The sequence below is a fragment of the Kitasatospora sp. CB02891 genome (assembly GCF_002803145.1).
GTDB lineage: Bacteria > Actinomycetota > Actinomycetes > Streptomycetales > Streptomycetaceae > Kitasatospora > Kitasatospora griseola.
Genome location: NZ_NNBO01000006.1, coordinates 101,341 through 127,035, shown reverse-complemented (window position 1 = coordinate 127,035; position 25,695 = coordinate 101,341). Strand labels below are relative to the sequence as shown.

Annotated in this window: 26 protein-coding genes; 16 read left to right on the top strand and 10 right to left on the bottom strand. The window is 73.9% G+C overall.

Annotated elements, in window-relative coordinates:
* Positions 1 to 38: 38 nt before the first annotated feature.
* The 3 genes from CG736_RS38950 to CG736_RS15700 all read right to left on the bottom strand — a co-directional run bounded on the left by CG736_RS38950 (position 39) and on the right by CG736_RS15700 (position 1,562).
* On the bottom strand, positions 39 to 113 hold the full coding sequence (locus tag CG736_RS38950; protein WP_354644872.1) for a putative leader peptide: 75 nt from the start codon (positions 111 to 113) through the stop codon (positions 39 to 41).
* 240 nt (positions 114 to 353) lie between these two features.
* Positions 354 to 779: a VOC family protein gene (locus tag CG736_RS15705; RefSeq protein ID WP_100586840.1), complete on the bottom strand. Its 426-nt coding sequence runs from the start codon at positions 777 to 779 to the stop codon at positions 354 to 356.
* Positions 780 to 920: 141 nt separating this feature from the next.
* On the bottom strand, positions 921 to 1,562 hold the full coding sequence (locus CG736_RS15700; protein ID WP_198520515.1) for an NAD(P)-dependent oxidoreductase: 642 nt from the start codon (positions 1,560 to 1,562) through the stop codon (positions 921 to 923).
* A gap of 107 nt (positions 1,563 to 1,669) precedes the next feature.
* Here CG736_RS15700 and CG736_RS15695 point away from each other — a divergent pair, with 107 nt between their 5' ends.
* Positions 1,670 to 2,002 (top strand): helix-turn-helix domain-containing protein, encoded by a 333-nt coding sequence (locus tag CG736_RS15695; protein WP_100586839.1) that lies wholly within the window; start codon positions 1,670 to 1,672, stop codon positions 2,000 to 2,002.
* 55 nt (positions 2,003 to 2,057) lie between these two features.
* Here CG736_RS15695 and CG736_RS15690 read toward each other — a convergent pair whose 3' ends face one another.
* Positions 2,058 to 4,472: an excinuclease ABC subunit UvrA gene (locus tag CG736_RS15690; RefSeq protein ID WP_100586838.1), complete on the bottom strand. Its 2,415-nt coding sequence runs from the start codon at positions 4,470 to 4,472 to the stop codon at positions 2,058 to 2,060.
* A gap of 104 nt (positions 4,473 to 4,576) precedes the next feature.
* Positions 4,577 to 5,038, bottom strand: a complete 462-nt coding sequence (locus tag CG736_RS15685) for a hypothetical protein (protein ID WP_100586837.1) — start codon at positions 5,036 to 5,038, stop codon at positions 4,577 to 4,579.
* 68 nt (positions 5,039 to 5,106) lie between these two features.
* Here CG736_RS15685 and CG736_RS15680 point away from each other — a divergent pair, with 68 nt between their 5' ends.
* Positions 5,107 to 5,835, top strand: a complete 729-nt coding sequence (locus tag CG736_RS15680; protein ID WP_100586836.1) for an SDR family oxidoreductase — start codon at positions 5,107 to 5,109, stop codon at positions 5,833 to 5,835.
* 16 nt (positions 5,836 to 5,851) lie between these two features.
* On the opposite strand, the gene CG736_RS15675 is transcribed toward CG736_RS15680, so the two are convergent.
* Positions 5,852 to 7,468: a multicopper oxidase family protein gene (locus CG736_RS15675; RefSeq protein ID WP_100586835.1), complete on the bottom strand. Its 1,617-nt coding sequence runs from the start codon at positions 7,466 to 7,468 to the stop codon at positions 5,852 to 5,854.
* 116 nt (positions 7,469 to 7,584) lie between these two features.
* On the opposite strand from CG736_RS15675, the gene CG736_RS15670 reads away from it, so the two are divergent.
* From CG736_RS15670 to CG736_RS36265, 6 genes are all read left to right on the top strand, one after another.
* Positions 7,585 to 8,223, top strand: a complete 639-nt coding sequence (locus CG736_RS15670; protein ID WP_100586834.1) for an alpha-ketoglutarate-dependent dioxygenase AlkB — start codon at positions 7,585 to 7,587, stop codon at positions 8,221 to 8,223.
* A 126-nt stretch (positions 8,224 to 8,349) separates the two neighbouring features.
* The gene (locus tag CG736_RS15665) at positions 8,350 to 9,144 is read left to right on the top strand and encodes a hypothetical protein (RefSeq protein ID WP_100586833.1); all 795 of its coding nucleotides are present in this window, start codon (positions 8,350 to 8,352) and stop codon (positions 9,142 to 9,144) included.
* Positions 9,145 to 10,753: 1,609 nt separating this feature from the next.
* Positions 10,754 to 12,574 carry a DNA polymerase Y family protein gene (locus tag CG736_RS37100; RefSeq protein WP_198520514.1) on the top strand — a complete coding sequence of 607 codons (1,821 nt, stop codon included), beginning with the start codon at positions 10,754 to 10,756 and terminating at the stop codon, positions 12,572 to 12,574.
* Between the two features lie 80 nt (positions 12,575 to 12,654).
* A complete protein-coding gene (locus tag CG736_RS15655) occupies positions 12,655 to 15,858 on the top strand; it encodes an error-prone DNA polymerase (protein WP_100586832.1) in 3,204 nt (1,067 codons plus the stop codon).
* 67 nt (positions 15,859 to 15,925) lie between these two features.
* Positions 15,926 to 16,435, top strand: coding sequence for a hypothetical protein (locus tag CG736_RS15650; RefSeq protein WP_100586831.1), 510 nt, complete (start codon positions 15,926 to 15,928; stop codon positions 16,433 to 16,435).
* Positions 16,436 to 16,526: 91 nt separating this feature from the next.
* Positions 16,527 to 16,991, top strand: a complete 465-nt coding sequence (locus CG736_RS36265) for a hypothetical protein (protein ID WP_157815603.1) — start codon at positions 16,527 to 16,529, stop codon at positions 16,989 to 16,991.
* 12 nt (positions 16,992 to 17,003) lie between these two features.
* Here the strand turns inward: CG736_RS36265 and CG736_RS15635 are convergent, their stop codons facing one another.
* Positions 17,004 to 17,786: a TIGR03084 family metal-binding protein gene (locus tag CG736_RS15635; RefSeq protein ID WP_232734018.1), complete on the bottom strand. Its 783-nt coding sequence runs from the start codon at positions 17,784 to 17,786 to the stop codon at positions 17,004 to 17,006.
* 217 nt (positions 17,787 to 18,003) lie between these two features.
* Here CG736_RS15635 and CG736_RS15630 point away from each other — a divergent pair, with 217 nt between their 5' ends.
* A complete protein-coding gene (locus CG736_RS15630) occupies positions 18,004 to 18,684 on the top strand; it encodes an NAD(P)-dependent oxidoreductase (protein ID WP_232734017.1) in 681 nt (226 codons plus the stop codon).
* Between the two features lie 118 nt (positions 18,685 to 18,802).
* Here CG736_RS15630 and CG736_RS15625 read toward each other — a convergent pair whose 3' ends face one another.
* Entirely contained in the window at positions 18,803 to 19,585 is a 783-nt protein-coding gene (locus CG736_RS15625) for a dioxygenase (protein ID WP_100586828.1), read from the bottom strand.
* Positions 19,586 to 19,709: 124 nt separating this feature from the next.
* On the opposite strand from CG736_RS15625, the gene CG736_RS15620 reads away from it, so the two are divergent.
* Positions 19,710 to 20,174, top strand: a complete 465-nt coding sequence (locus tag CG736_RS15620) for a MarR family winged helix-turn-helix transcriptional regulator (protein WP_100586827.1) — start codon at positions 19,710 to 19,712, stop codon at positions 20,172 to 20,174.
* Positions 20,175 to 20,201: 27 nt separating this feature from the next.
* Here CG736_RS15620 and CG736_RS15615 read toward each other — a convergent pair whose 3' ends face one another.
* A complete protein-coding gene (locus CG736_RS15615; RefSeq protein ID WP_100586826.1) occupies positions 20,202 to 21,296 on the bottom strand; it encodes a glycosyl hydrolase in 1,095 nt (364 codons plus the stop codon).
* Positions 21,297 to 21,460: 164 nt separating this feature from the next.
* On the opposite strand from CG736_RS15615, the gene CG736_RS15610 reads away from it, so the two are divergent.
* Positions 21,461 to 22,216: a pirin family protein gene (locus tag CG736_RS15610; RefSeq protein WP_100586825.1), complete on the top strand. Its 756-nt coding sequence runs from the start codon at positions 21,461 to 21,463 to the stop codon at positions 22,214 to 22,216.
* A gap of 237 nt (positions 22,217 to 22,453) precedes the next feature.
* Here the strand turns inward: CG736_RS15610 and trxA are convergent, their stop codons facing one another.
* Positions 22,454 to 22,834 (bottom strand): thioredoxin, encoded by a 381-nt coding sequence (gene trxA / locus CG736_RS15605; RefSeq protein ID WP_043913135.1) that lies wholly within the window; start codon positions 22,832 to 22,834, stop codon positions 22,454 to 22,456.
* A 227-nt stretch (positions 22,835 to 23,061) separates the two neighbouring features.
* Between trxA and CG736_RS15600 the strand changes: the two genes are divergently transcribed.
* The 5 genes from CG736_RS15600 (at position 23,062) to CG736_RS15585 (ending at position 25,681) form a co-directional block, all read left to right on the top strand.
* Positions 23,062 to 23,613 (top strand): hypothetical protein, encoded by a 552-nt coding sequence (locus tag CG736_RS15600; protein ID WP_100586824.1) that lies wholly within the window; start codon positions 23,062 to 23,064, stop codon positions 23,611 to 23,613.
* A gap of 339 nt (positions 23,614 to 23,952) precedes the next feature.
* Positions 23,953 to 24,441 carry a sigma-70 family RNA polymerase sigma factor gene (locus CG736_RS15595; protein ID WP_198520529.1) on the top strand — a complete coding sequence of 163 codons (489 nt, stop codon included), beginning with the start codon at positions 23,953 to 23,955 and terminating at the stop codon, positions 24,439 to 24,441.
* Positions 24,438 to 25,151: an anti-sigma factor gene (locus CG736_RS15590; RefSeq protein ID WP_100586823.1), complete on the top strand. Its 714-nt coding sequence runs from the start codon at positions 24,438 to 24,440 to the stop codon at positions 25,149 to 25,151. The genes CG736_RS15595 and CG736_RS15590 overlap by 4 nt, the downstream gene beginning before the upstream one ends.
* Positions 25,152 to 25,233: 82 nt before the next feature.
* Complete coding sequence (locus CG736_RS36260; protein ID WP_157815602.1) at positions 25,234 to 25,404, top strand: hypothetical protein; 171 nt, start codon at positions 25,234 to 25,236, stop codon at positions 25,402 to 25,404.
* Between the two features lie 31 nt (positions 25,405 to 25,435).
* Positions 25,436 to 25,681 carry a DUF1876 domain-containing protein gene (locus tag CG736_RS15585; RefSeq protein WP_100586822.1) on the top strand — a complete coding sequence of 82 codons (246 nt, stop codon included), beginning with the start codon at positions 25,436 to 25,438 and terminating at the stop codon, positions 25,679 to 25,681.
* Positions 25,682 to 25,695: the final 14 nt, after the last annotated feature.

Genomic DNA, 25,695 nt, shown 5'->3' with positions numbered 1-25,695 from the left:
GAGTGGGACCGCGACGGGCGGGGATGTGGATGGGGCGATCAGCCGGAGCGTCGACAGGACATGCTCGTGACGCGGAGCAGGTCCACGTGGCGACGGCTGACAAGAAGAAGCACCCAGCCAGGCTACAACCCCCGCCCGGAAGGTATCGAGGAAAAGACGGAATTCGGTCAACCGATCGTTCGGTCGACCGCCGGAACCCTGCCCACTTGTTCCCTCGGCAACCGGTCGATCCGTGGCCGCTGCGGCCCGGACCCGTCGCCGGCGAGCTGGGTCTCCAGCCACCACCTGCTCGATCCCGGTCAGGTGCCGCAGCAGCCCGTGCAGGCCCAGCGGGCTCCGGCAGCGGCGGCCCGTCAGTGGTGGCGGGGCTCGCCCCGGTAGGTGCCGAACGACCAGCGGTTGCCCTCGGGGTCGCGCACCGAGAAGTCCCGCGAACCGTAGTCGGTGTCGTGCAGCTCGGCGGTCACCACCGCGCCCGCGCCCACCGCCCGCCGGTACAGCCCGTCCGGGTCGTCCGTCACCGCGTACGCGCCGAAGGTGCCGGGCCGCAGCGGCCACGGATCGTCCTCGCCGTTCGCGGGCTCCTTCGCCGAGCCGAGCATGATCCCGCCCCCGGGCGGCCACGCCAGCTCGGCATGCGCCACCTGGTCCCCGTCCGCGTACACGGACGTCGCCTCGAACCCGAACGCCTCCACCAGGAACGCGATCAGCGCCCGGGCGTCACGCGCCCGCAACGTCGGCCACACCTGCGGCGGCGGGGGAACAGCGGCCCCGGGCATCTCCGACCTCCTCGGCTCACCGGCTGCGACGACGGGCCCACCGTAGGTCGCACCCCGGGTCGACGCGCGCTGCCGCGCCGCAGAAGTGACGGCACGTCAGGCGGTCGGCGGATCGCGGGTGAGCCGTCGGTGGCCCGGGCGTCAGTGGGAGACGGCCAGCTGGACGGCGTGGTGCCGGGGGGTGTCGATCTCGTCCAGCAGGGCCACGGCCAGGTCGGCGTGGGAGATGCGGCCGGTGCCGGTGACGGCGCCGATCGCGGTGGCGTAGCGGCCGGTGGCGGGGGCGTCGGGGGCGAGGTCCACGGGCGGGACGACCATCAGCCAGTCGAGGGGGCCGGACTCGGCGGCGAGGAGGTCGAACTCGGCGACGTGGCCCCGGGAGAACGTCCGGTACTGCTCGGGGAACCGGGGGTCGTCCATGACGCGGACCCCCGGGGCGGTCTCCAGGGTGGTGGCGATGCCCAGGACGAGCAGTCGGCCGACGCCGGCGCGCCTCAGACCCGACGTCAGGGCGCGGGCGGCGGCGGTGAAGTAGCTCTCGGACGGGACGTCCAGTCGCACCGAGGCGTTGATCGCCGCGTCGTGGCCGGCGGCCGTCCGGGCGACGGCCTCCGCGTCCGTCGCGTCGCCGCGCACCGGCGTCACGCCCGAAATCCCCTCCAGGTCAGGGTACTTGGCCGGGTCGCGGACGACCGCCGTCACGGTGTGGCCGCGTCGGACGGCCTCCGCGGCCGCCGCCCGGCCGACCCGTCCGCCCGCGCCGAAAATCACGATCCTGCTCATGGCTTCTCCTCGTCGCCTGCCGCGTTCCGTGTCGTCGCCGACGGTAGGACGGGCGCCCCCGGTTACTGCAACGGAACCGGCTCCGAGGTGCGGCTATGGTCGTACCCATGGCCGTCCCCGACGAAGCAGGCGTGTTCGACCTCCGGGAGTGCGCGCACCGCTCGCCGATCCGGGTCGGCGACAAGTGGTCCGGCGCGGTGCTGCGCTGCCTGGAGGGCGGGCCGCACCGCTTCACCGAGCTCAAGGCCCGGCTGCGCGGCGTCAACCCGAAGGTGCTCACCGAGACGCTGCGGGCGATGGAGCGCGACCGCTGGCTGACCCGCACCGACCACGGCGGCAACCCGCCGCACGTCGACTACGCGCTGACGGACGTGGGCCGCTCGCTGATCGGCGTGCTGGACACCGCCTGCACCTGGGCCCGCGAGCACCACGGGGAGTGATCGGAGCGCGCGCCATCGCGCCGAACCAGCGCTCGACCTGCCCGGGCGGCGGCCGCTACGCGCCGACGTACTCCGCGAGGTGGCGGCCGGTGAGGGTGGTGCGGTCGGTGATCAGGGCGCTGGGGGTGCCCTGGAAGACGAGGCGGCCGCCGTCGTGGCCGGCGCCGGGGCCGAGGTCGATGATCCAGTCGGCGTGGGCCATGACGGCCTGGTGGTGTTCGACCACGATGACGGACTTGCCGGAGTCGACCAACCGGTCGAGCAGGCCGAGGAGTTGTTCGACGTCGGCGAGGTGCAGGCCGGCGGTGGGTTCGTCCAGGACGTAGATGCCGCCCTTCTCGGCCATCTGCGCGGCGAGCTTCAGGCGCTGGCGTTCGCCGCCGGAGAGCGTGGTGAGGGGCTGCCCGAGGGTCAGGTAGCCGAGGCCGACGTCGGAGAGGCGGGTCAGGACGGTGTGGGCGGCGGGGGTGCGGGCCTCGCCGGTGGCGAAGAAGGACTCGGCCTCGTCCACGGACATGGCGAGCACTTCGGCGATGTTCCGGCCGCCCAGGCGGTACTCCAGCACGGCGGCCTGGAAGCGCTTTCCCTCGCACTCCTCGCAGACCGTCGCCACCCCGGCCATCATCGCCAGGTCGGTGTACACCACCCCGGCGCCGTTGCAAGTCGGGCACGCGCCTTCGGAGTTGGCGCTGAACAGGGCGGGCTTGACCCCGTTCGCCTTGGCGAAGGCCTTGCGGATCGGCTCCAGCAGTCCGGAGTAGGTGGCCGGGTTGGAGCGCCGCGAGCCGCGGATCGGGCTCTGGTCGATCGCCACCACGCCCTCCGGCGCGCCGCCCTTCAGCGCCGCGCCGCTGACCAGCGAGCCGTGCACCAGCGAGCTCTTTCCGGAGCCCGCCACGCCGGTGACCACCGTCAGGACGCCCAGCGGCACGTCCACGTCGACCTCGCGCAGGTTGTGCGCGCTCGCCCCGCGGATCTCCAACACGCCGGTGGGGGTGCGGACTTCGGGCTTGATCGAGGCCCGGTCGTCGAAGTGCCGGCCGGTGATGGTGCCGCTGGCGCGCAGTCCGTCCACGCTGCCCTCGAAGCAGACCGTGCCGCCCGCCGAACCCGCGCCGGGGCCGAGGTCGACCACGTGGTCGGCGATCGCGATGGTCTCCGGCTTGTGCTCCACCACCAGCACCGTGTTGCCCTTGTCGCGCAGCCGCAGCAGCAGGTCGTTCATCCGCCGGATGTCGTGCGGGTGCAGACCGGTGGTCGGCTCGTCGAAGACGTACGTGACGTCGGTCAGCGAGGACCCCAGGTGCCGGATCATCTTGACGCGCTGCGCCTCCCCGCCCGAGAGCGTGCCGGCCGGGCGGTCCAGCGACAGGTAGCCGAGGCCGATCTCGGTGAACGAGTCCAGCACCTGCTGCAGCGAGGACAGCAGCGGGCCCACCGACGGTTCGTCCAACTCCCTCACCCAGTCCGCGAGATCGCTGATCTGCAGGGCGCACGCGTCGGCGATCGAGAGGCCCTTGATCTTCGACGAGCGGGCGGCGGCGCTCAGCCGGGTGCCCTCGCAGTCCGGGCAGGCGGTGAAGGTGACGGCCCGGTCGACGAAGCTCCGGATGTGCGGCTGGAGCGCGGCCCGGTCCTTGGACAGCATCGACTTCTGGAGTCGCAGCACCAGGCCCTCGTAGGTCATGTTGATGCCGGCGATCTTCATCCTGGTCGGCTCCAGGTACAGGAAGTCATGCAGCTCCTTCTCGGTGTACCGGCGGATCGGCTTGTCCGGGTCGACCAGGCCGGACTCGGTGTACAGCCGGTAGTTCCAGCCGCCGGGCTTGTACCCGGGAATGGTCAGCGCGCCCTCGTTCAGCGACTTGGCGTCGTCGTACAGCTGCCCGAGGTCGATGTCCGAGACGCTGCCGCGCCCCTCGCAGCGCGGACACATGCCGCCGGTCCGCGAGTAGGTCCGCTTCTCGGCCTTCGAGCCCTCGCCGCGCTCCACGGTGATCGCCCCGGAGCCGTGCACCGTCGGCACGTTGAAGGAGAACGCCGGCGGCGGGCCGATGAACGGGTCGCCGAGCCGGCTGAACAGGATGCGCAGCATCGCGTTGGCGTCCGTCGCGGTGCCGACGGTGGAGCGCGGGTCGGCGCCCATCCGCTGCTGGTCCACGATGATCGCCGTGGTCAGGCCGTCCAGCACGTCCACCTCGGGGCGGGACAGCGTCGGCATGAACCCCTGGACGAAGGCGCTGTAGGTCTCGTTGATCAGCCGCTGGGACTCCGCCGCGACGGTGCCGAACACCAGCGAACTCTTGCCCGAACCGGACACCCCGGTGAACACCGTCAGCCGGCGCTTGGGCAGTTCGACGCTGACGTCCTTCAGGTTGTTCACCCGCGCCCCGTGCACCCGGATCAGATCGTGACTGTCCGCCAGGTGCTGCCGGTCCGTCGTCCCGGGTGTCCGCTCGGCGCCGCTCATCGGTCCTCGTCCCTCCGTCCGGCGGCGCCCGTGGCGACACCGCCGCCCCCGATCCAACCACCCCGTCGGGCCGGAGACCGGCAGGGCGCCGGAGACCGGCCGGTTCAGCCGCGCCCGGCGGCCGACGGATCCCAAGGGCCGGGCGCCGCGGCGGAGTCGGTCGTGATCTCGGCGGACACCCCGCGGACGTCCAGCCGTTCGCGCAGCCAGGCGACCTCGGGGAGCGTCCCGGACAGCCCTGGGCCGGCCAACTGCGCTGCCAGGTCCAGAGCCTGGGGGAGCGTCAGGTCCCAGGCCTCGCGCAGGGTTTTCAGCACCGCGACCCGTCCCGCTGCCGGATCGGTCAGCCGCAGCCGCGCCGTCCCGTGCCGGGCGATCAGCGGGTCGCGCACCCAGTGCGGCGTCCCGTCGGCGCCGAACCCCAGGCACATCGACGCCCCGCAGGCGCGGCAGGAGAGCTCCGAGTCCCAGCTGATCGTGCCGTCCCGCAGCCGCTGCCCGGCGTCCTGCCTCGCCTCGGCCCCGCACGCGCAGGTCACCGCGAACGCCACACCCCACTCGGCCACTTCGTTCCCTCTCGATCGACAGTCCTATTCTTTCGGCAGCGAACAGGACGCAGACGAAGGGGCGGGGCATGGATCTCACCGGACGCACCATGGTCATCACCGGAGCGGGCCGCGGCACCGGCCGGGCGCTCGCGATCCGGGCCGGGCGGCTGGGCGCGCGGGTGCTGGTGTCGGCGCGCGGGCCGGAAGCGGCCCGGCGGACGGCCGCGGAGATCGCCGCCGACAGCGGGGCCGAGGCGGAGGGCCTGGCCTGCGACATCTCCGACCCCGCCGCGGTACGGGAGTTCGCCGCCGAGGTCGCGGCCCGCACCGACCGGGTCGACGTGCTGGTCAACAACGGCGCCCGCTACCTGCACGGCGCCGACCTGCTGGGCGGAGACGACGAGGCGATCGTCGACACCATCGCCTCCGGGGCCACCGGCACCGTGCTGATCACCCGTCACCTGCTGCCGCTGCTGCGCGCCTCGGCCGCCGCCGACGTGGTCAACCTGGTCTCCTCGGTCGGCGAACTGCGCAACCACCGCTCCGCCTCGCACCCCGCCTACTACGCGGCGAAGGCCGCCCAGTCCGGCTTCTCCGACGTGCTCTCCGCGCGCCTGCGCCCCGAGGGCATCCGGGTGATCGCCCTCTACCCGCCGGACTTCGACGACGCCGACCCGCTCGGCCCCGACTGGGACACCGCCTCCCGCACCGCCGACGACGTGCTCACCGCCCAGTCCGTCACCGACTGCGTGCTGTTCGCGATCGGCCAGCCCCGGGACTGCTTCATCCGCAGCTTCTACTTCGAGCAGCGGTAGGCGTTCTCGGGCGTCCTCACGGTTCCACGTACTCGACGATCTGCATCATGCCGAGCTCCTCGTGGTGGAGCTGGTGGCAGTGGGCGAGGGCGATGCCGGTGAAGTCCTGGTACCTGACCAGGAAGGTGACGGAGTCCCCGGGGGCGCCGCCGGCCAGGCCGACGGTGTCGTGCCAGACCGGCGGGTCCAGCGGCTCGCCGTTCCGGTGGGTGACCAGGAACTGGTTGGTGTGCAGGTGGAACGGGTGGCCGTGCGACGGCACGGTCTCGTCCGTGCGGACGGTCCACCGTTCGACGTCGCCCAGGCGCAGGGTGTGGTTGACGTACTCGGGGTCGAAGCGGCCGTAGGCGGTGTCCCGGGTGAGGTCGCCGTCGGGGTCGGCCGGGGGCGTGGCGTTGCTGCCCAGCATGCGGTAGGCGTTGGGGAACGCCCCGTCGAAGACCTCCGGGTCGACGTGCAGGACCACCTCGCGGTCGGGGCCGGTGATCTCGCCCTCGTCGAGGAACGGCCGGCCGGGCGGCAGCGCGGCCGGCAGCTGCATCGGCGGATCGACGGACTCCTCCGTCACCACGACCGTCATCAGCGGGTCGTCCACCCCGTCGGCCCGCAGCTCGTACCGGCCGGGCTCGTCGCCCCGGACCAGGACGTCGGCGCGGTTGCCCATGGCGAGGACCACCGCCGTCCGGGCGACCGGCTCGGCGAAGCCGATGCCGTCCTGGGCGATCTGGTGCATGGTCAAGTAGCGCTCGTCCGCCGACAGTTGGAGGCGCAGGGCGGTGAAGGCGGTGGCGGCGACCAGCCGCCAGCGCTGGACCTCGCCCCGGCGCAGCCTGATGGCGGGGTTGACCGCGCCGTTGACGGTGAAGACGGACGGGACGCCGGTCACCCAGCTGCCCGAGGTGAAGGCGGGGACTTCGCCGTCCCGGAGCTTGAGCTCGTTGATGCAGACGACGACGTCGTCGGCCGCCTCGATCTCCGGCACCTCGTCGATGTCGCCCTCGACGACGATCACCCCGGCCATTCCTCCGACGATCTGCTCGGCGGTGGAGCCGTGCAGGTGCGGGTGGTACCAGTAGGTGCCCGCCGGGTGGTCGGCCGGGACGCAGATGGTCGTCGTGTACTGCGGCTCCGGGGCGTCGAGAGCCGCGTCCTCCTCGGTGAGCGGCGCGAACTCGCGCAGGACGTTGTCGGCGTCCCCGGACGGGGAGACGTGCATGCCGTGGGTGTGCAGGTTGAAGCTGTTCGCGTGGTGCGGCGTGTTGTGGTCGCCGTGGTGGAACGGCGGGTTGGGCGGCAGGCCGTTGACGTGCGTCAGCCGCAGGGTGTCCCCGGCGCGCAACCGGAGGGTCGGCCCCGGGACCGCCCCGTTGTAGGTGCGCGTGGTGATCGGGCCGTAGCCCGGGATGTCGACGTCCGTGAAGCGGACGTCGAGCGTCTGCTCGACCGTTCGCGTCGCCGGGCCGGACGCCGACCGCGAGGCCGACCGCGAGGCCGTCACGGCCGGCTGCGGGAAGCGCGCCGGCGCCGCCGTCGCTGCCGCGCGCTGCGCGGTCAGGATTCCCTCGGACGCCACGGCGAGGCCGGCGATGCTCTTGAGGACCAGACGGCGGCTGATCGCACCACTCTCTTCCATAATCGGACAATCTAGGTCAAATCGTCCGGCGAACCTTCGGTGGCGCACCGCCTGCGTCAGAGTTTCCGATCGTCGGATAATCGTACGGGCGTTCGAGCTCGGCTACGCTGGACGGCATGACGTACCAGCTGCAGGGTTCGCTGTTCGACACCGGCGACCCGGAGGCGGAACCCGCGCTCGGCCCCTTGGACGGCATCGACCGGACGGAACTCGGACGCGGGGCGTGGATCGACGTGCTGCCCGGCTGGCTGAGCGGCGCCGACACGCTGTTCGAACGCCTGGTGGGCCGGGTGCCGTGGCAGGCCGAGCGGCGCGAGATGTACGAGCGGGTGGTGGACGTGCCTCGGCTGCTGGCGTTCTACCACGAGGGCGACGCCCTGCCCGACCCCGTCCTGACCGGGGCCCGGGACGTGCTCGGCGCCCACTACCGGACGGAGCTCGGCGAGCCGTTCGTCACCGCCGGGCTCTGCTTCTACCGCGACGGCCGCGACAGCGTCGCCTGGCACGGCGACCGGATCGGCCGCGGCGACCGCGAGGACACCATGGTTGCCATCCTCTCGGTCGGACAGGCCCGCCCCCTGCTGCTCCGCCCCCTGGGCGGCGGCGGCCCGACGGTGCGCCGCTCGCTCGGGCACGGCGACCTGCTGGTGATGGGCGGCTCCTGTCAGCGCACCTGGGAGCACGCCATCCCGAAGAGCGCCGGCGCGGTCGGCCCGCGGATCAGCATCCAGTTCCGCCCGCGCGACGTCCGCTGAGCCGTCGGGCGTCCGCCGGACCCGCGGAATGGTCACCGAGGATCACCGGACGGACGTTTCTGCAGCTCAGTCAGATTCTCGGACTTGAATATTTACGAACGAGTGTTCGATGCTGGAGTCGTGCACATGTTCGAACGAGACTCGATCGACCCGTCCGGGACGGGCGCTTTCGCCCCATTTGCCCACAGTCGGGCGGGCGGCGGCGTTCGAACGCTCGAACGCGATCGAACGGTCGTCGTTCCGCTGCGGCCCGGTGCCGCCCCCGCCCCCGAGGCCGTCCCGCCGGTCGTCGCCGAACCCGAACTGCTGCCCGTCCTGCCCGCCCTCGCCCCCCTGCTCCCCGGCGGCGGACTGCGCCCCGGCACCGCCGTCTCCGTCACCGGCGACACCGGACTGCTGCTCGCCCTCGGCGCCGGCGCCTTCACCGAGAAGACCAGGGACACCGCCTGGGCCGCCGCCGTCGGACTCCCCGAACTCGGCCTGTCCGCCGCCGCCGGCTACGGCTACGACCTGCGCCGCCTGCTGCTCGCCGACCACCCCGGACCGCACTGGCCCGACGTGGTCGCCGCCCTCGCCGGCGCCGTCGGCCTGATCCTGCTGCGCCCCACCGGCCCCGTCGCCCCCGCCCTCGCCGCCCGCCTCACCGCCGTCCTGCGCCGCACCCGCTGCGCCCTCCTGGTCGCCGGCCCCTGGCCCGGCGCCACCCAACGCCTCAGCATCCGCACCGGCCGCTGGTTCGGCCTCGGCGACGGCCACGGCCAACTCGCCGGCCGCCAGGTCGAAGCCGTCGCCGAAGGCCGCGGCACCGCGACCCGCCCCCGCACCGCCCACCTCTGGCTCCCCGACGCCACAGGCGCCGCCCGCCCCCTCACCCCGGCAGCCGAGCCCACCCTCACCCGCCCGGCCCTGGAGGCGGTCTGAGATGCGACCTCTTTCGGCTCCGCCGCCTTTGGTGACGCTTCGTCAAATGCCTGGCCGCGTAAGGCCCGCCGCGCCGACGACGCCCCGAGGGTTCCCCCTGTCGGCGGGTTGCCACCTGCGGCGCTGCGACTGTTCGGTTGCGCCAGCGGAGGGCTGTGGCGCCTGCGGCCCGATGGCCGTGCGGACGAGTGCGCCGGGCGTCCGGAGCGTGGGGCGGGTCGTCGGCGGCCTCGGTGTTGTGGGCTGCCGTCGCTTGCGCGCGTTCGGCTCGGGTGTGCCGTGCCGTGCCTGCGGTGCTGTGGCTGTTCGGTTTCGGTGCCGACGGCCTGCGGCTCCCGCCGTCCCGGCCTGCCGGCCCGGGCGCGCTCGTCGGTGTCCGGGGCGAGAAGGGTTCGCGGTTGGGGCGGATCCCCGATGGCGGTCTCGTCATCGCGGGCCGTCGGCTCTGCCGGTGCGGCCTCCCGGCTCCGGCTCGGTGGTCGTGCGGGCGAGTGTGTCGGATGTCCGGTGCGTGGGGCGGCTTCGCCGATGTGGGCTGCCGTTGCTTGCGTGCGCTCGGCTCGGGTGTGCCGTGCCTGCGGTGCTGCGGCTGTTCGGTTTCGGTGGCGACGGCCTGCGGCGTCGGCGGCTTCCGGCCTGCCGGCCCGGGGCGTGCGGGCGAGCTCGTTGGTGTCCGGGGCGAGAAAGGTTCGTGGTCGGGGCGGATCACCGGTGGCGGTCTCGCCGCCGTGGGCCGTCGGTTCTGCCGGTGCGGCCTCCCGGCTCCGGCCCGGTGGTCGTGCGGGCGAGTGTGCCGGGTGTCCGGTGCGTGGGGTGGGTCGTCGATGGTTTCGCCGCCGTGGGCTGCTGCCGCTTGCGCGGCGCTCGGCCCGGAAACGCCGTCCCTGCGGCGTCGGCGGCTTCCGGTCTGCCGGCCCGGGGCGTGCGGGCGAGCTCGTCGGTGTCCGGGGCGAGAAAGGTTCGTGGTCGGGGCGGATCACCGATGGCGGTCTCGCCGCCGTGGGCCGTCGGCTCTGCCGGTGCGGCCTTCCGGCTCCGGCCCGGTGGTCGTGCGGACGAGTGTGCCGGGCGTCCGGAGCGTGGGGCGGGTCGTCGGCGGCCTCGGTGTTGTGGGCTGCCATCGCTTGCGCGCGTTCGGCTCGGGTGTGCCGTGCCTGCGGTGCCGCGGTTGTTCGGTTTCGATGCCGACGGCCTGTGGCTCCCGCCGTTCCCGGCCTGCCGGCTCGGGGCGTGCGGGCGAGCTCGTCGGTGTCCGGGGCGAGAGGGCTTCGCGGTGGGTGGGTCGGGGCGGTCGCCGCTGCGGTCCCTGGCTTCGGTGCGCCATGCCTGCGGCTCTGCCCGGTGGCCGTGGGGAGGCCGAGGCTGTCGGGTGCCCGGAGTGTTGGGCGGGTCGCCGACAGCGGATCCGCTGCTGCGGCCTTCCGGCAGGTGGCTGCGTCCGGTCGTGGAGGTGTTTCTGATTCTCTGCCGACCCTGTCCTTCCGTTCCGTCGATTCCCCCCGAGTGACCAGCCATGAAGCACCCCAATCCGATTCGTAAGCCGGTGTCGTCCATGAGCCGTGGTGGTGGCGGGCCGTTGTGGGGTACCGCGCGGGCGGGGGAAGGGGTGGTGGGGTGGGGGCCGGCGGGGCAGCGGGTGCTGGTGGTGTGGTGTCCGGACTGGCCGTTGGTGGCGGTCGGGCCGGTGGGTGGGGGCGCGGTGGCGGTGGTGGAGGGCGGCCGGGTGCTGGCGTCCTCGGATGCGGCCCGTGCTGCGGGGGTGCGTCGTGGGCAGCCGTTGCGGTTGGCGCAGCGGTTCTGCCCGGAGTTGCGGCTGCGTGACCGTGACGAGGAGGCGGAGGCGCGCAGGTTCGAGCCGGTGGTCGCGGCGGTCGAGGCGTTCACTCCGCGGGTGGAGGTGCTCCGGCCGGGGCTGTGCGCGATTCCGGTGAAGGGCCCGGCCCGGTACTTCGGCGGTGAGGAGGCGCTGGTGGCGGGGATCCGGGACGCGGTCGCCGCCGTCCTGGCGCAGACCTGGCCGGTCGCCGCGCCGGAGGAGCCCGTCGACGAGCTGACCGACGAGGCCGAACCCGCGTGGGTGGACGAGGTGTTCACCGGGCCGGAGGCCTCGCGTCCGCCGCTCACCGTGATCGACGGCGACTCCGCCGAGCCCGCCCCGGCCCAGGATCCGGCCCCGCTCGCCCTGGTGGCCCCCGCCCGTCCGGAACCGAAGCCGAAGCCGAAGCCTGAACCGAAGCCTGAACCGAAGCCGGAGTCGAAGCCCGGGCCGGAACCACAGCCGCAGCCCGCGCCCCCGCGCGGTCTTCTCGGGGTCGCCGACGGCCTGTTCGCCGCAGTGCTGGCGGCCCGCGCGGAGCTGTTGGTGCCGGCCGGGCGGACGCCGGAGTTCCTCGCGCCGTACCCGGTGTCGACGCTGGGGGAGCCGGAGTTGGCGGAGTTGCTGCACCGGCTGGGCGTGGAGACGGTGGGGGCGTTCGCGGAGTTGGCCGCAGACGTGGTGGCGAACCGGTTCGGCCCGACCGGGAGCGCCGCGCATCGGCAGGCCCGCGGGCTGGATCCGCGTCCGCTGGCCCCCAAGGACCAGGGGCTCGACCTCGCGGTGGAGCAACTCTTCGATCCGCCGGAGGAGTTGGCGGAGCCGCTGGTGTTCGTCGGCCGCACCCTCGCGGAGCGGCTGCACGCCCGGCTGGCCGAGGTCGGACTGGCCTGCCAGCGGGTGGCGGTGGAGGTGTCCTGCGCGGGCGGCCGCACCGTCTCCCGGCTGTGGCAGCACGAGGGGAGGCTGACGGCGGCCGCCCTCGCCGAGCGGATCCGCTGGCAGTTGAACGCCTGGCAGTCCACCGGCACGTTCACCGACGCGGACGGCGCGTTCACCGCGCTGCGCCTCGTCCCGGACGGCCTGTTCCCGGACCGGGGGCGGCAGTTGGCGCTGTGGGGCGAGGCGGTCGCGGAGGACCGGGTGGAGCGGGCGGTGGCCCGGGTGCAGTCGCTGCTGGGCTACGCGGGGCTGCGGCGCGGCGCCCCCGAGGGCGGCCGGGCCCCCGGCGAGCAGCAGGCGCGCCTGCCGTGGGACGAGGCCGAACTCCGTGCGGAAAAAACGGCGGACGGCCCCTGGCCGGGCCGGCTCACCGACCCGTCGCCGTCCGTGGTGCCGCCGGACCCGGTGCCGGTGCTGGTGCTGGACCGCGACGGGCAGCCCGTCGCAGTGGACGGCCGGGCCGAGGTGTCCGCCCCGCCGGACCGGGTCGAACTGCACGGCCGCACCCTCGAAGTGCTCGGCTGGACCGGCCCGTGGCCGGCCGTCGAACGCTGGTGGGACCCGGGCACCGCCCGCCGCCGGGCCAGGTTCCAGGTCGCGGTGGAGGGCGGCCGCGCCCTGCTGCTCACCGTGGAGGGCGGCCGCTGGTACGTCGAAGGAGCCTATGACTAGCGCGAGTCGACAGCGAAGCAAGCGCGTTGCCCGGGGGGAGCAGCCGGAACCACCACCCCGAGACCGGAGCACCACCCGCGATGGGATTCACCAGCCACCCCTCGCTCCCCTGGACGGAGCTGCAGCGCCGAATGACCGGCGCGGGCGCCGCCGTCCCGCCCGCCCCCGAGGAGCCCGAACGCCCCAGGCCCGCGCCGCCGAAGGACGCCGTCCCGTGGGCCGAACTGCACGTCCACTCGGCGTTCAGTTTCCTCGACGGCGCCAGCGACCCGGAGCAACTGCTCGACGAGGCAGCCGCGTTGGGCATCGAGACGGTGGCGATCACCGACCACGACGGGTTCTACGGGGCGGTCCGGCTGGCCGAGGCCGCCAAGGGCACCGGTATCCGCACCGTGTTCGGCGCCGAACTCACCCTCGGCCCGGACGACCACCTGCTGGTGCTGGCCCGCGACCCGGAGGGCTACCGGCGGCTGTCCGCCGCGATCAGCGCCGCCCAGCTGCGCGGCGGCGCCAAGAACAACCCGCGCTACGCGTTCGACGAACTCGCCGACGCCCACCACGGCCACTGGGCGGTGCTCTCCGGCTGCCGCCGCGGCCGGGTCCGGCACGCCCTGGAGACCGCCGGCGAGGACGCCGCCGAACAGCAACTCCGCACCCTCGCCGAGGCGTTCGGGCCGCAGAACGTGTACGTCGAGCTGACCGACCACCGGCTGCCCGGCGACGACCTGCGCAACGACCGGCTCGCCGCGCTGGCCGCCCGCACCGCGCTTCCGCTGGTCGCCACCAACAACGTCCACCACGCCGCGCCCGCGCAGGGCCGGCTCGCCCAGACCCTGGCCGCGCTGCACGAACGCCGCACCCTGGAACAGGCCGCCCCGTACACCATGGCCGCCGGCACCGCGCACCTGCGCTCCGGCCGCGAGATGGCGAACCGGCTGCGCAGGTTCCCCGGCGTCCAGCAGGCCACCGTCGACCTCGCCCGGGCCTGCGCCTTCGACTTCGCCACCCTCGACCCGCAGCTGCCCGGCTACCCCGTCCCCGACGGCCACACCGAGAGCAGCCACCTGCGCGCCCTGGTCGCCGAGGCCGGACCGCGGCGCTTCGGCCCCGACAACGACCGGGCCCGCCGCCAACTCGCCCGCGAGCTCGACGTGATCGAGACCCGCGACCTCGCCGGGTACTTCCTGATCGTCCACGACATCGTCGACTTCTGCCGCCGCGAGAACATCTGGTGCCAGGGCCGCGGCTCCGCCGCCAACTCCGCGGTCTGCTACGCCCTCGGCATCACCGCCGTCGACCCCGTCGCCTACGGCCTGCTGTTCGAACGCTTCCTCAGCGTGGCCCGCGACGGGCCGCCCGACATCGACCTCGACATCGAGAACCGCCGCCGCGAGGAGGTCATCCAGTACGTGTACGGGCGCTACGGCCGCGCCCACGCCGCCCAGGTCGCCAACGTCATCACCTACCGGCCCCGGCTCGCACTGCGCGACGCCGCCCGGGCGCTCGGCTACCCCGCCGAGCAGGTGGACGCCTTCACCCGGCAGGTCGAGTTCCACGGCACCGTCCAGGACGACGCCGTCATCCCCGCCGACGTCCTCGACCTCGGCAGCCAACTCCACGGCCTGCCGCGCCACTTGGGCATCCACTCGGGCGGCATGGTGCTCACCCGGGAGCCTGTCGGGGAGATCTGCCCCACCGAATGGGCCCGGATGCCCGGCCGCTCCGTCCTGCAGTGGGACAAGGACTCCACCGCCGGCGCCGGACTGGTCAAGATCGACCTGCTCGGCCTCGGCATGCTCGCCGCCCTGCACGACGCCTGCGACCTGATCGAACAGCACTACGGCGAGCGGCTCGACCTCGCGAGCATCCCCCAGCACGACCCCAAGGTCTACGAGATGCTCTGCCGGGCCGACACCGTCGGCGTCTTCCAGGTCGAGTCGCGCGCCCAGATGGCCACCCTGCCCCGGCTCAAGCCGAAGCACTTCTACGACCTGGTGGTCGAGGTCGCGCTGATCCGCCCCGGCCCGATCCAGGGCGGCTCCGTCCACCCCTACCTGCGCCGCCGCGACGGCGTCGAGCCCGCCGAGATCCCGCACCCCAGCATGGAGCGCGCCCTCGCCAAGACCCTCGGCGTCCCGCTGTTCCAGGAACAGATGATGCAACTCGCCATCGACTGCGCCGGGTTCAGCCCCGACGAGGCCGACCGGCTGCGCCAGGCGATGGGCGCCAAACGCTCCCTGGAACGGGTCGCCGTGCTGCGCACCCGCCTGCTGGAGGGCATGGCCGAACGCGGCATCCCCGCGGAGACCGCCGAGGACGTCTACACCAAGATCGAGGCGTTCTCCAGCTACGGCTTCCCCGAGTCGCACGCGATCAGCTTCGCCTACCTGGTGTGGGCCAGCGCCTGGCTCAAGTACCACCACCCGGCGGCGTTCACCTGCGCGCTGCTCGCCAACCAGCCGATGGGCTTCTACTCCCCGCTCAGCCTGATCACCGACGTCCGCCGGCACGGCGTACGGGTGCGCGCCGTGGACGTCGCGGTCAGCGACCCGGGGCCGACGCTGGAACCCGGGCGGCACCCGTCCTACCCGCACCCGCTCACCGCCGGGACCCCGCAGGCCGCGATCCGGCTGGGCCTCACCTCGGTGCGCGGCCTCGGCCGGGCCCAGGCCGAGACCATCGCCGCCGGGCGCCCCTACGCCGACCTGGAGGACTTCGCCCGCCGCACCGCGCTGCCCCGGCCCCTGATGGAGGCCCTCGCCACCGCCGGCGCGTTCTCCTGCTTCGGACTGAGCCGCCGTCAGGCCCTCTGGTCGGCCGGCCTGTACGCCGCCACCGACCCCGACTCGCTGCCCGGCACCCTCCCCGGCGCCGACGCCCCGCCGCTGCCCGCGATGACCCCGATCGAGGAGACCATCGCCGACCTGTGGGCCACCGGCAGCTCCGCCACCAGCCACCCCGTCCAGCACCTGCGTGAGGCCCTGCACCGGTCCGGCGCCGTCACCGCCGCGCAGCTCCGGCACGTCCCGCCCGGCACCCCCGTCGTGGTCGGCGCCCTGGTCACCCACCGCCAACGCCCGCCCACCGCGGGCGGCGTCCTCTTCCTCAGCCTGGAGGACGAGACCGGCCTGATCAACGTCATCTGCAACCGCCCGGTCTGGGAGGCCCACCGCCGCACCGTCCTGGAACGCGCCGGCCTGCTGGTCCACGGCACCGTCGAACGCACCCACGGCGCGACGAACCTGGTCGCCACCCGGATCGCGCCGCTGCGGCTGGGGATCTGACGCCACGAAATTCTCGTCGCGCGGCCCGCGGCGGACGGTACGGTGTGGCCTCGATCAAGGGGGAAGCATGTCCGGACGCCTCGCCGTGGCCGCCCTCGCCGTGGCCGCCTTCGCTGCCGTCGGCTGCACCGCCACCGGCCACCCGGGCCCGGCGACCGGGCCGACCGCGCACGCCGCCCCGGCCGACACCGCCGGCCCGGGGCCCGCCTGCAGCGCGGCGCCCAGCCCCACCGTGAGCATGGAGGGCAGTTGGGCGGGCGGCTGGCGGGGCCCGCTCCCGGAGGAGATCCGCTGCCTGCCGCACGTGGCCGACGGCACCCTCGCCCACATGGCGGGCGAGATGGTCGTCGACGGCAAGGAGTGGAACGCCGTCGAGGTCCGCGTCGCGGACGGCACCACTCCCGACCAGGCCCGGGCCCTGTGCCACCGCCTCACCGACCTCGGGTACGGCCTCGGCGGGTCGCACGGCATCACCCTGCTCGCCGTCAGCGGGGCGGGCCACTACGTGTCGGAGCCCGGCGGCGACCCCGCCTGCTTCGACGGGGACCGGTCGACCCTCCGACCGGCCCTGCCGTAGCGGTTTCCACCCCCTCGCGGGCGGCCCCGCGGGCGCGTGCGGAAAGCGTTTGCCAAGGTCGGTACGGTGATGCCCGAACCAGGAGGAGATCATGTCCAGACGGCTCGTCACCGTCCTTGCCGCAGCCGCGTTCGCGGTCGTCGGCTGCACCGCCACCACCACCACCACCGCCACCGCGCCGCAGGCCGCCGCGCCCACCTCCGCCGGGCCCGGACCCGCCTGCAGCGCGGCGCCCAGCCCCACCGAGAGCTGGCTGGGCGGCTGGGTGGCCCCGCTGCCGGACGAGATCCGCTGCCTGCCGCACATCGACCACGGCGCCTACTCCCACACCCCGCCCGCGGCGGACGTCCAGGAGGGCGGCCAGAACGCCGTCACGGTCACCGTCACGCCCGACACCACCCCCGACCAGACCCTGGCCCTGTGCCTGCGCATCACCGAACTCGGCTACGGCCTCGACGGCCCGCACCAGGTCGCCTTCCTCAGCGTCGGGAACGGCGAGGAGACCGGCCACTACACGTCGATGCCCGGCCAGGTTCCCTGCCTCAAGATCCGCTGATCGGCCCCGCGGTCAGGCGCGGCGCAGGGGCCCGCGCCCCTCGCCGGGCGGCCCCGCGAACACCTGGGCGTACGGCAGCCAGGCGCGGGCGGTGTCGCCTTCGACGGTCAGGGCGAGGTCGTCGAGGTGGCGGCGCTGGGTGATCAGCAGGCAGAAGTCCAACGCCGGGCCGGACACCCGGTCGGCGGCGTCCTCCTCGCCCCACGTCCACAACTGTCCCGTGGGGGAGCGGAGTTCGAAGCGGAAGGGGGAGGTCGGCGCGGGCCGGCCGTGGACGGCGAACGCGAAGCCGACGGTGCGGACGCCCAGGTGGACGACGTGCCGCAGACGGTCGGTCGGGACGCGGTCCACGCCGAGCGCGTCCGCGACGTCCTGCCCGTGCGCCCAGGTCTCCATCAACCGGGCCGTCAGCATCGACCGCGCCTTCATCGGCGGCCCGAACCACGGCATCCGCACCTCTGCCGGCACCTCCGCCAGCACCCGCGCCACCTCCGCCCGCCCCGCCCGCCAGCGCTTCAGCAGCGCGGCAGGCTCCTCGCCGGCCCCTTCCGCCGCACCCAGCTCCACCGGCCCGAACCCGTCCGCGAAATCCCGCTCCACCGTGGCCGCGAACCCCTCCGGGTCCTGCGCGGACGACAGCGCGCACCGGTCCGTCCAGGCCAGGTGCGACACCTGATGCGCCACCGTCCACCCCGCCGCCGGCGTCTCCATCGCCCATCCGGCCGCGTCCAAGTCCTTGACCAGGAAGTCCAGTTCCTCCCCCTCGGCCACCAGGTCCGCCACCAGCCCGTCCACCCGCCACCCCTCTCGCCGTCGATGCCCCCCACCTTTACCCCACCGCCCCCGGGCCGCACCAGTGACCCCTCGCACAGCGCGGCCTGCCGCCCGGCCCCGCCTCGCGGCCACTCGACGGATTCGCTTCCGCCGTTCGGGCGGACCGACGGAGCCACCGCTGTCGCGACCCGCCCCGCGCAGCGGCCCTCGGTGGCTCGGGTACGGCCGACGTGTTCTGATGAGGCGTCAGGAGGTCGAAGCGGGAGGTCGGTCCGGTATGCGGGTGGTGGTGGTCGGGGCCAACGGGGAGATCGGTCGGTGCGTGGTGACCGAGGCGATGGCGCGGGGGCACCGGGTGACGGCGGTGGTGCGGCGGCCGGAGGAGTACCAGGGGCTGGCGATCAGGGTGGAGCGCGGCGACGTGCTGGAGCCGGCGGACGTGGCGCGGGTCGCGGCGGGGGCCGAGGCGTTGGTGAGTGCGGTCGGCGGCGGGGACGGCCCGGGCCGGGGGCGGCTGATCGAGCCGGCGGCGCACGCGCTGGTCGCGGGGCTGCGTCAACTCGGCGACAGCGCACCGAGGTTGCTGGTGGTCGGAAGCGCGGGCAGCCTGACCACCTCGGCCGGGGCGAGGCTGTGGGACGAGCCGTCGGTGACGCCCCGCCAGCTGGAGGTGATGCGGGCGCACGGCCGCGCGCTGGAGTACCTGCGCACCGTCAGCGACCTGGACTGGACGGTGCTCAGCCCGCCGCAGAGCCTGCTGCCGGGCGAGCGCACCGGCGACTACCGCACCGCCGCCGACGAACTGGTCGCCACCCCGGACGGCCTGTCCACCATCTCGCTGCCGGACTTCGCGACCGCCCTGGTGGACGAACTGGAGAGGCCCCGCCACCACGGCGAACGCTTCACCTGTGGCTACTGAGGCCTGGCGGGGCGATGGGCAGCAGGCGGTGGCGCGCCCGGAGCCACCGCGGCGTTCGGTCGTCGATCACGGTGCACCCCCTCCGGCGAGCCGTGATGCCGGAGGGGGTGGCGGGCCGTCAGCCGAGCTGGATCGAGCGCTTGGCGAGGCCCATCCAGAAGCCGTCGATGACGCTGCGCTGTTCGCCGAGGTCGGCCTCGCCCGCGCCGAGGGTGACGAAGAGCGGGGCGAAGTGCTCGGTGCGGGGGTGGGCGAGGCGGCCGGCGGGGGCCTTGTGCTCGAAGTCGAGCAGGGCGTCGAGGTCGCGGGCCTCCAGGGCGCGGCGGCCCCAGTCGTCGAACTCGGCCATCACGGAGGTGACCCGGCCGTCGGGGGAGAGGGCGCGCAGGTTGTGGGTGAAGAAGCCGGAGCCGACGATCAGCACGCCCTCGTCGCGCAGCGGGGCGAGCTTGCGGCCGATGGCCAGCAGCTGCTCCGGGTCGAGGGTGGGGAGCGAGATCTGCAGGACGGGGATGTCCGCGCCGGGGTACATCTCGACCAGCGGGACGTACGCGCCGTGGTCCAGGCCGCGGTCCGGCACGTCCTGCACGGGGGTCCCGGCGGTGCGTAGCAACTTGCGCACGGAGTCGGCGAGTTCGGGCGCGCCCGGGGCGGCGTACCGCACCTGGTAGTAGTGCTCGGGGAAGCCCCAGAAGTCGTACACCAGGGGGATGGTCCGCACCGCGCCGATCGCCAGCGGGGCCTCCTCCCAGTGCGCGGAGACCATCAGGATCGCCTTGGGGCGGGGCAGGTCGGCGGACCAGGCGGCGAGCTGGCCGGGCCAGATCGGGTCGTCGGCGAGCGGGGGCGCGCCGTGCGAGAGGTAGAGAGCGGGCATGCGCTCGGGGGTGGCGGTGCTCATGGATCCGTCCTCCTGGCGTGGTCCGGCGGTCCGGTGCGGTCGCAGCCGTGGTTCAAATTTGAACCGAACGCTTTCGACGGTACACCTCAGTTCAAATTTGAACAACTGGAGTAGGATGCGGACCATGGACGAACCCCGCTGGCTCGACGAGACCGAGATGGCCGCCTGGCGCGGATTCGTCGAGGCCACCAACCTGGTCGCCCGCCGACTGGAGCGCCAGCTCAAGGACGACGCGGGGCTGTCGCACACCCAGTACGAGATCCTGGTGCACCTGTCCGCCGCCCCCGGCGGCTCGCTGCGGATGACCGACCTGGCCGATCGGCTGGTCACCTCCAAGAGCGGCCTGACCTACCAGGTCACCCAGTTGGAGAAGGCCGGACTGGTCGGCCGCCGCTCCTGCGCCAGCGACGTGCGCGGCGTGTTCGCCGAGCTCACCGAGCAGGGGCGGCAGGCGCTGCGGGCCGCCGCCCCGGGGCACGTCGCCGCCGTCCGCGAGACGCTGATCGACGTGCTCACCCCCGAGCAACTGGCCGCCCTGGCGGCGAGTCTCGGCGCGGTCGCCGACCGCCTGCGCGCCGCCGACGCCTGAACCGGCCGGCCGCGCCCGGGTGCGGCGTCAGATCACGGCGGCGCGGACGCAGAGCACGTCCGGCAGGTGCGAGGTGAGCAGCGACCAGCTCTCGCCGCCGTCCGCCGAGCCGTACACCTCGCCGTTGCGGTTGCCGAAGTAGACGCCCGCCGGGTCGGCGTCGTCGGTGCACAGGGCGTCGCGCAGGACGACGCCGTAGTGGTTCTCGTGCGGCAGGCCGGTCTCCAGCGGCTGCCAGGTCTCGCCCGCGTCGGTGGTGCGGAAGACCCGGCAGCGGCGGTCCACGGGCAGCCGGGCGTAGTCGGCGTCCAGCGGGAACAGGTACGCGGTGCCCGAGGTGTGCGGGTGGGCGGCCACGCCGAAGCCGAAGTCGGCGGGCAGGTCGCCGGCGATCGACTTCCAGGTCCGGCCGGCGTCGTCGCTGCGGTACACCCCGCCGTGGTTCTGCAGGTAGAGCCGGTCGGGATCGGTCGCGTCCCGGGCGATCTTGTGCACGCACTGGCCGTACTCGGGGAAGCGGTCCGGCAGGAAGTCGGCCTTGATGCCGGTGTTGGACGGCTCCCAGCTGCGCCCGCCGTCGGCGGTGCGGTAGACGCCGCCGGAGGAGACCGCCACCGTCAGCGCGTCCGGGTCGCGCGGGTCGGTCAGGACGGTGTGCATGCCCTGGCCGCCGAAGCCGGCGCCCCAGTGCTCGCGCTGCGGGTGGTCCCAGAGCGCGTCGACCATGGTGAAGCTCTCGCCGCCGTCGGTGGAGCGGAACAGCGCGGCCGGTTCGGTGCCCGCGTACACCACGCCGGGCGCCTCCGGGCCGGCCGGCTGCAACTGCCACACCCGCTCCAGCGAGGCGCCCGTCCGCTCGGGGAAGCGCACCGCCGGCTTCGACGGCTCCTGCCACTCGGCGCCCAGGTCGTCGGACCACCACACCGACGGCCCCCAGTGGCTGCTGTCCGCCCCGACCAGCAGCCGGGTCCGCCCGCCCCGGCGGTCGATGCCCACCGAGTAGATCGCGTTCATCTGGAAGTGCGGGCCGCTGAACTCCCACTGCTCGCGGCTCGAACTGCGGCCCAGGAAGAGGCCCTTCTGCGTGCCGACGGCCAGCAGGACATCCCGTACGTCGCTCATCGTGAACCACCCGGAACTCGGTTGTGCGCGGTCCCGCAGCAGTCTCCCCCGGGGGTCGGACGGGTGCACGGCAGCGCGCCGCGACGGCCGGCCGGGGTGTCGGGGAATGCGTGGAGGGGGGTGATGGTTTACAATTCAACAAAGCCCCGACGAAGGAGGACCCGATGGCATCCACGATCGACCTGCGCCGCGCCGACCAGCGCTTCCACACCCGCGCCGGCTGGCTGGACTCCAAGCACTCCTTCTCGTTCTCGCACCACTGGGACCCGGCCAACACCCACTTCGGCCTGCTGCTGGTCTCCAACGACGACATCGTCGCCCCCGGCACCGGCTTCGAGACCCACCCCCACCGGGACATGGAGATCATCACCTGGGTGCTCGACGGCGGCCTGGTCCACCAGGATTCCGAGGGCCACAACGGCGTCATCTACCCCGGGCTCGCCCAGCGGATGAGCGCCGGCACCGGCATCCTGCACAGCGAGAAGAACGACTCCTGGACCATCACCGGCGAGCCGCAGCACCAGGAGCCGGTCCGCTTCATCCAGATGTGGACCATCCCGGACGCCGCCGGCATCGTCCCCGGCTACGAGCAGCTCGACATCAACGACCAGCTCGGCCAAGGCGGTTGGACCACCCTCGCGTCCGGCATGAGCAAGCACTCCAACCAGCGGGCGATCGGCATCCGGCAGAAGCACGCCGCGCTGCACGTCGCACGCATCCGCCCGAACGAGACGCTGGAACTCGCCACCGCCCCGTTCGTCCACCTCTACGTGGCCCGCGGCGAGGCCGCCGTCGAAGGCGCCGGCCTGCTGCACGAGGGCGACGCGCTGCGCATCACCGGCGCCGAGGGCCAGCGGGTGACCGCCGGACCGGACGGGGCCGAGCTGCTCCAGTGGGAGATGAACGCCACCCTCGACTGAGGTCGGCACACCCGGGCCCGTCGAGCGGCTTTCGAGCCGCCCGGCGGGCCTCCGTGCTGCCCGGAAACGGAGGCTGTGCGGGAGCGGTCGTTGAACGGGAGCGGTCGTCGTACGGGAGCGGTCGTCAAGCGGTCGCTGCGCGGGCGCGAGGGCTGCGCGGGCACGACGAAGGGGCACCGGGAGGAATCCCGGTGCCCCTTTCGTGCCGTCATGCCGTCAACCGGCCTGCGGTGCGCGTCAGTTCTGCGAGGCCTTCTGGGCCTCGACGCCCGCGTGCACCTCTGCCATGTCGAGCTTGCGGGCCTGGCCGATCAGGTCTTCCAGGGCCGCCTCGGGGAGCGCGCCCGGCTGGGCGAAGACCAGGACGCCCTCGCGAATGATCGCCAGCGTCGGGATCGACCGGATCTCGAACGCGGCCGCCAGCTCCTGCTGCGCCTCGGTGTCGACCTTCGCGAAGGTGATGTCCGTGTGCTTCTCGGCGGCCCGCTCGAAGACCGGCGCGAACTGGCGGCAGGGACCGCACCAGGCCGCCCAGAAATCGATCAGGACGAAGCCCTTGCCGTCCTCACCCTGGACCACCTCGTCGAAGTTGTCCTTGGTCAGTTCCACCGTGCTCATCGCTGCCACCTGCCTTTCACAGCCGGGTATCTCCGGAGCGGGCCCGGTCTCGGACCCACGGCCGTCACAACCCCGCCACCTGGGGAACTATTCCGGGCACCCGACTTCCACTGAACGTTCCGGACCCGCCGTACGTACCCCCGGGCGAACCGGTCGAACCCCGGGCCCGGAAACCCCGGCACCCCGGTGATCCGGCCGACCCGCACCCTCCCGGACGGGAGCCCGCCATGACCACCACCGGCCGAACGGCCCCCAACGGCCGCCGCGTCACCATGTTCGCCGCCGGTGCCCTGGCTGCCGCCGCCCTGATCGCCGGTTGCGGCAGCAGCAGCGGCAGCGGCAGCAGTTCGTCCTCCACCATGCACAGCGGCAGCCAGACCCAGGCCACGCTGATGACCGAGCACAACGGCACCCTCGGCACCCTGGTCACCGACGGGCAGGGGTTCACCCTGTACCGCTTCGACCAGGACACCAACAACCCGTCGGCCACGCACTGCACCGGCGACTGCGCCACCCTCTGGCCGCCCGAACTCACCACCGGCAGCGGCGCGCCCGCCCTCAAGGGCATCGACGCCAAGCTGGTCTCCACCGTCACCCGCCCCGACGGCACCCATCAAGTCACCCTGAACGGCTGGCCGTTGTACCGCTACGCCCCCGACAGCAAGCCCGGCCAGACCAACGGCCAAGGCGTCGGCGGCACCTGGTGGGCGACCACCCCGACCGGCGACAAGGCGATGGCCGGCACCGCGCCGAGCATGCCGTCGGGCGGCGGCTACTGACCGGTCGCGCGGTGCCGACGGAGCCGGTGCGCCGTGGACGAGCGGATGACGGCCGGAGCCGAAGGAGTGCGGCGCGGGCGCCCGCGCCGCACCCCCGCCACGGTTATCGACACCGGCCGGGCCGGACTTGAGAACCCCGGCCCGGCCCGCACCGCACACCGCCGGCCGCGCGCCCCGCAGCCGCGGGCCGCGCACCCGCCGTCCCCGATCGACCCGTGCGCGCACCCGCGCGAGGATGGCGCCGTGGCCGAGCACCCCCGTACCACCGGTCACGACGACGGCGCCGCCACCGCGCCGACCGCCGGACACACCGGCGGCCCCGCCGCCGAGGACCGGCTGATGCGCGCCCTGTACCGGGAGCACGCCCGCCCGCTGTACGGGATGGTGCTGCACCTGGTCGGCGGCGACCGCCAGCGCGCCGAGGACGTCGTCCAGGAGACCCTGGTCCGCGCCTGGCGGCACCTCGACCGGCTCGACACCGACCGCAACAGCCTGCGGCCCTGGCTGGCCACCGTGGCCCGGCGGATCGTCATCGACGACCGGCGCGGCCGGAGCGCCCGGCCCCGCGAAGTCCCCGACGGCGAACTGGAACGGCTCCCCGCCGAGGACGAACTCGACCGTGTGCTGCGGCTGATGACCCTCACCGACGCGCTCGACTCGCTGTCCGAGGCGCACCGCGGCGCGATCACCGAGACCTACCTGCGCGGCCGCACCGCCACCGAGGCCGCCGCCGTCCTCGGCGTCCCGCCCGGCACCGTCCGGTCCCGGCTCTACTACGCCCTGCGAGCCCTCCGGCTCGCCCTGGAGGAACGGGGAGTGACACCATGACCACCCCCCACGACGACCTCGGTCTGCACGGCGACCTCGCCGCCCACCTGCTCGGCGTGCTCGAACCCGAGCAGGAGGCCCGGTTCGCCGAACACCTCGCCCACTGCCCGCGCTGCACCGCCGAGGCCGCCCGGCTCGCCCCCGTCACCGCGCTGCTCGCCGAACTCGCGCCCGCCGCGAGCCCGCAGGGTGCCACAGCGGTCGCGGAGCCGGACGGGCCGCCGCCCGAACTGCTGGACCGGCTGGCCGGGCAGGTGGTGGCCGAACGGCGGCGCGCCAAGGTGCGGCGGCTGGTGCTGGCCGCGGTGGCGGCGATCCTCGCGCTGGGCGGGCCCGCGGTCACCTGGGCGCTCACCGAAGGGCCGCAAGTGGCCGTCGCGGCGCAGCAGTTCAGCGCCACCGACCCTGCCACCGGAGTGTCCGCCACGGTCGGCGTCGACCCCGCCGCCTGGGGCAGCCGGATCACCGTCGCCGTCGGCCACCTGTCGGGGCCGCAGAGCTGCACCCTGGTCGCCGTCGGCACGGACGGCACGCAGCAGACCGTCACCAGCTGGGCCGTCCCCGCCACCGACTACGGCGGCCACACCGAGCTGCGCACCGGCGGCGGCACCGGACTGGCCCCGTCGGCGATCGCCCGCTTCGAAGTGCGGTCGGGTGCTACGGTCCTGGTCGCCGTGCCCGCCCACCCCGTCCAGCTCGCCCGGCGGTGAGCACCCCGGCGCGGCACACTGGGGGGTGAGGAGGCCACGCGGGCCCGGGAGTGACCCGCCGCGGGGCGCGTGGACGGCCGAGATGCACCCGATTCCCCTGCTCTGCCCGCGCTGCGGCCAGCCGCAGCAGGTCATCCACATCGACGACCCGCACCACCCGATCCGGGTGGTGCACACCGAGACCGGCCGCGAGGACTGCGAGCCGGCCGCCGGCGACCGAGCCACTGCGGCGAACCAGCCGGAAAGCAGCTGAACACCCAGTACCCACCCGGGAGGTGGTGGCCATGAAGACACTGGTCGGATGGCACATCGAAATGGAGTTCCAGGAGGACGGCAACCGCACCAGAGCCGCCGCCATGGTCCGCCTCAGTGACGGATCGGAGTTGCGCGCACACGGCTACTCCACCCGCCACCACTCCGACAGCCCGCAACTGCGGGTCGGCGAGGAGGTCGCCGGGGCCCGCGCCCTCAACGACCTCGCCATGCAACTGCTCACCAAGGCCCACAAGGAGGTCGGGCAGCCCGACTGACCCGCCTGGACGGT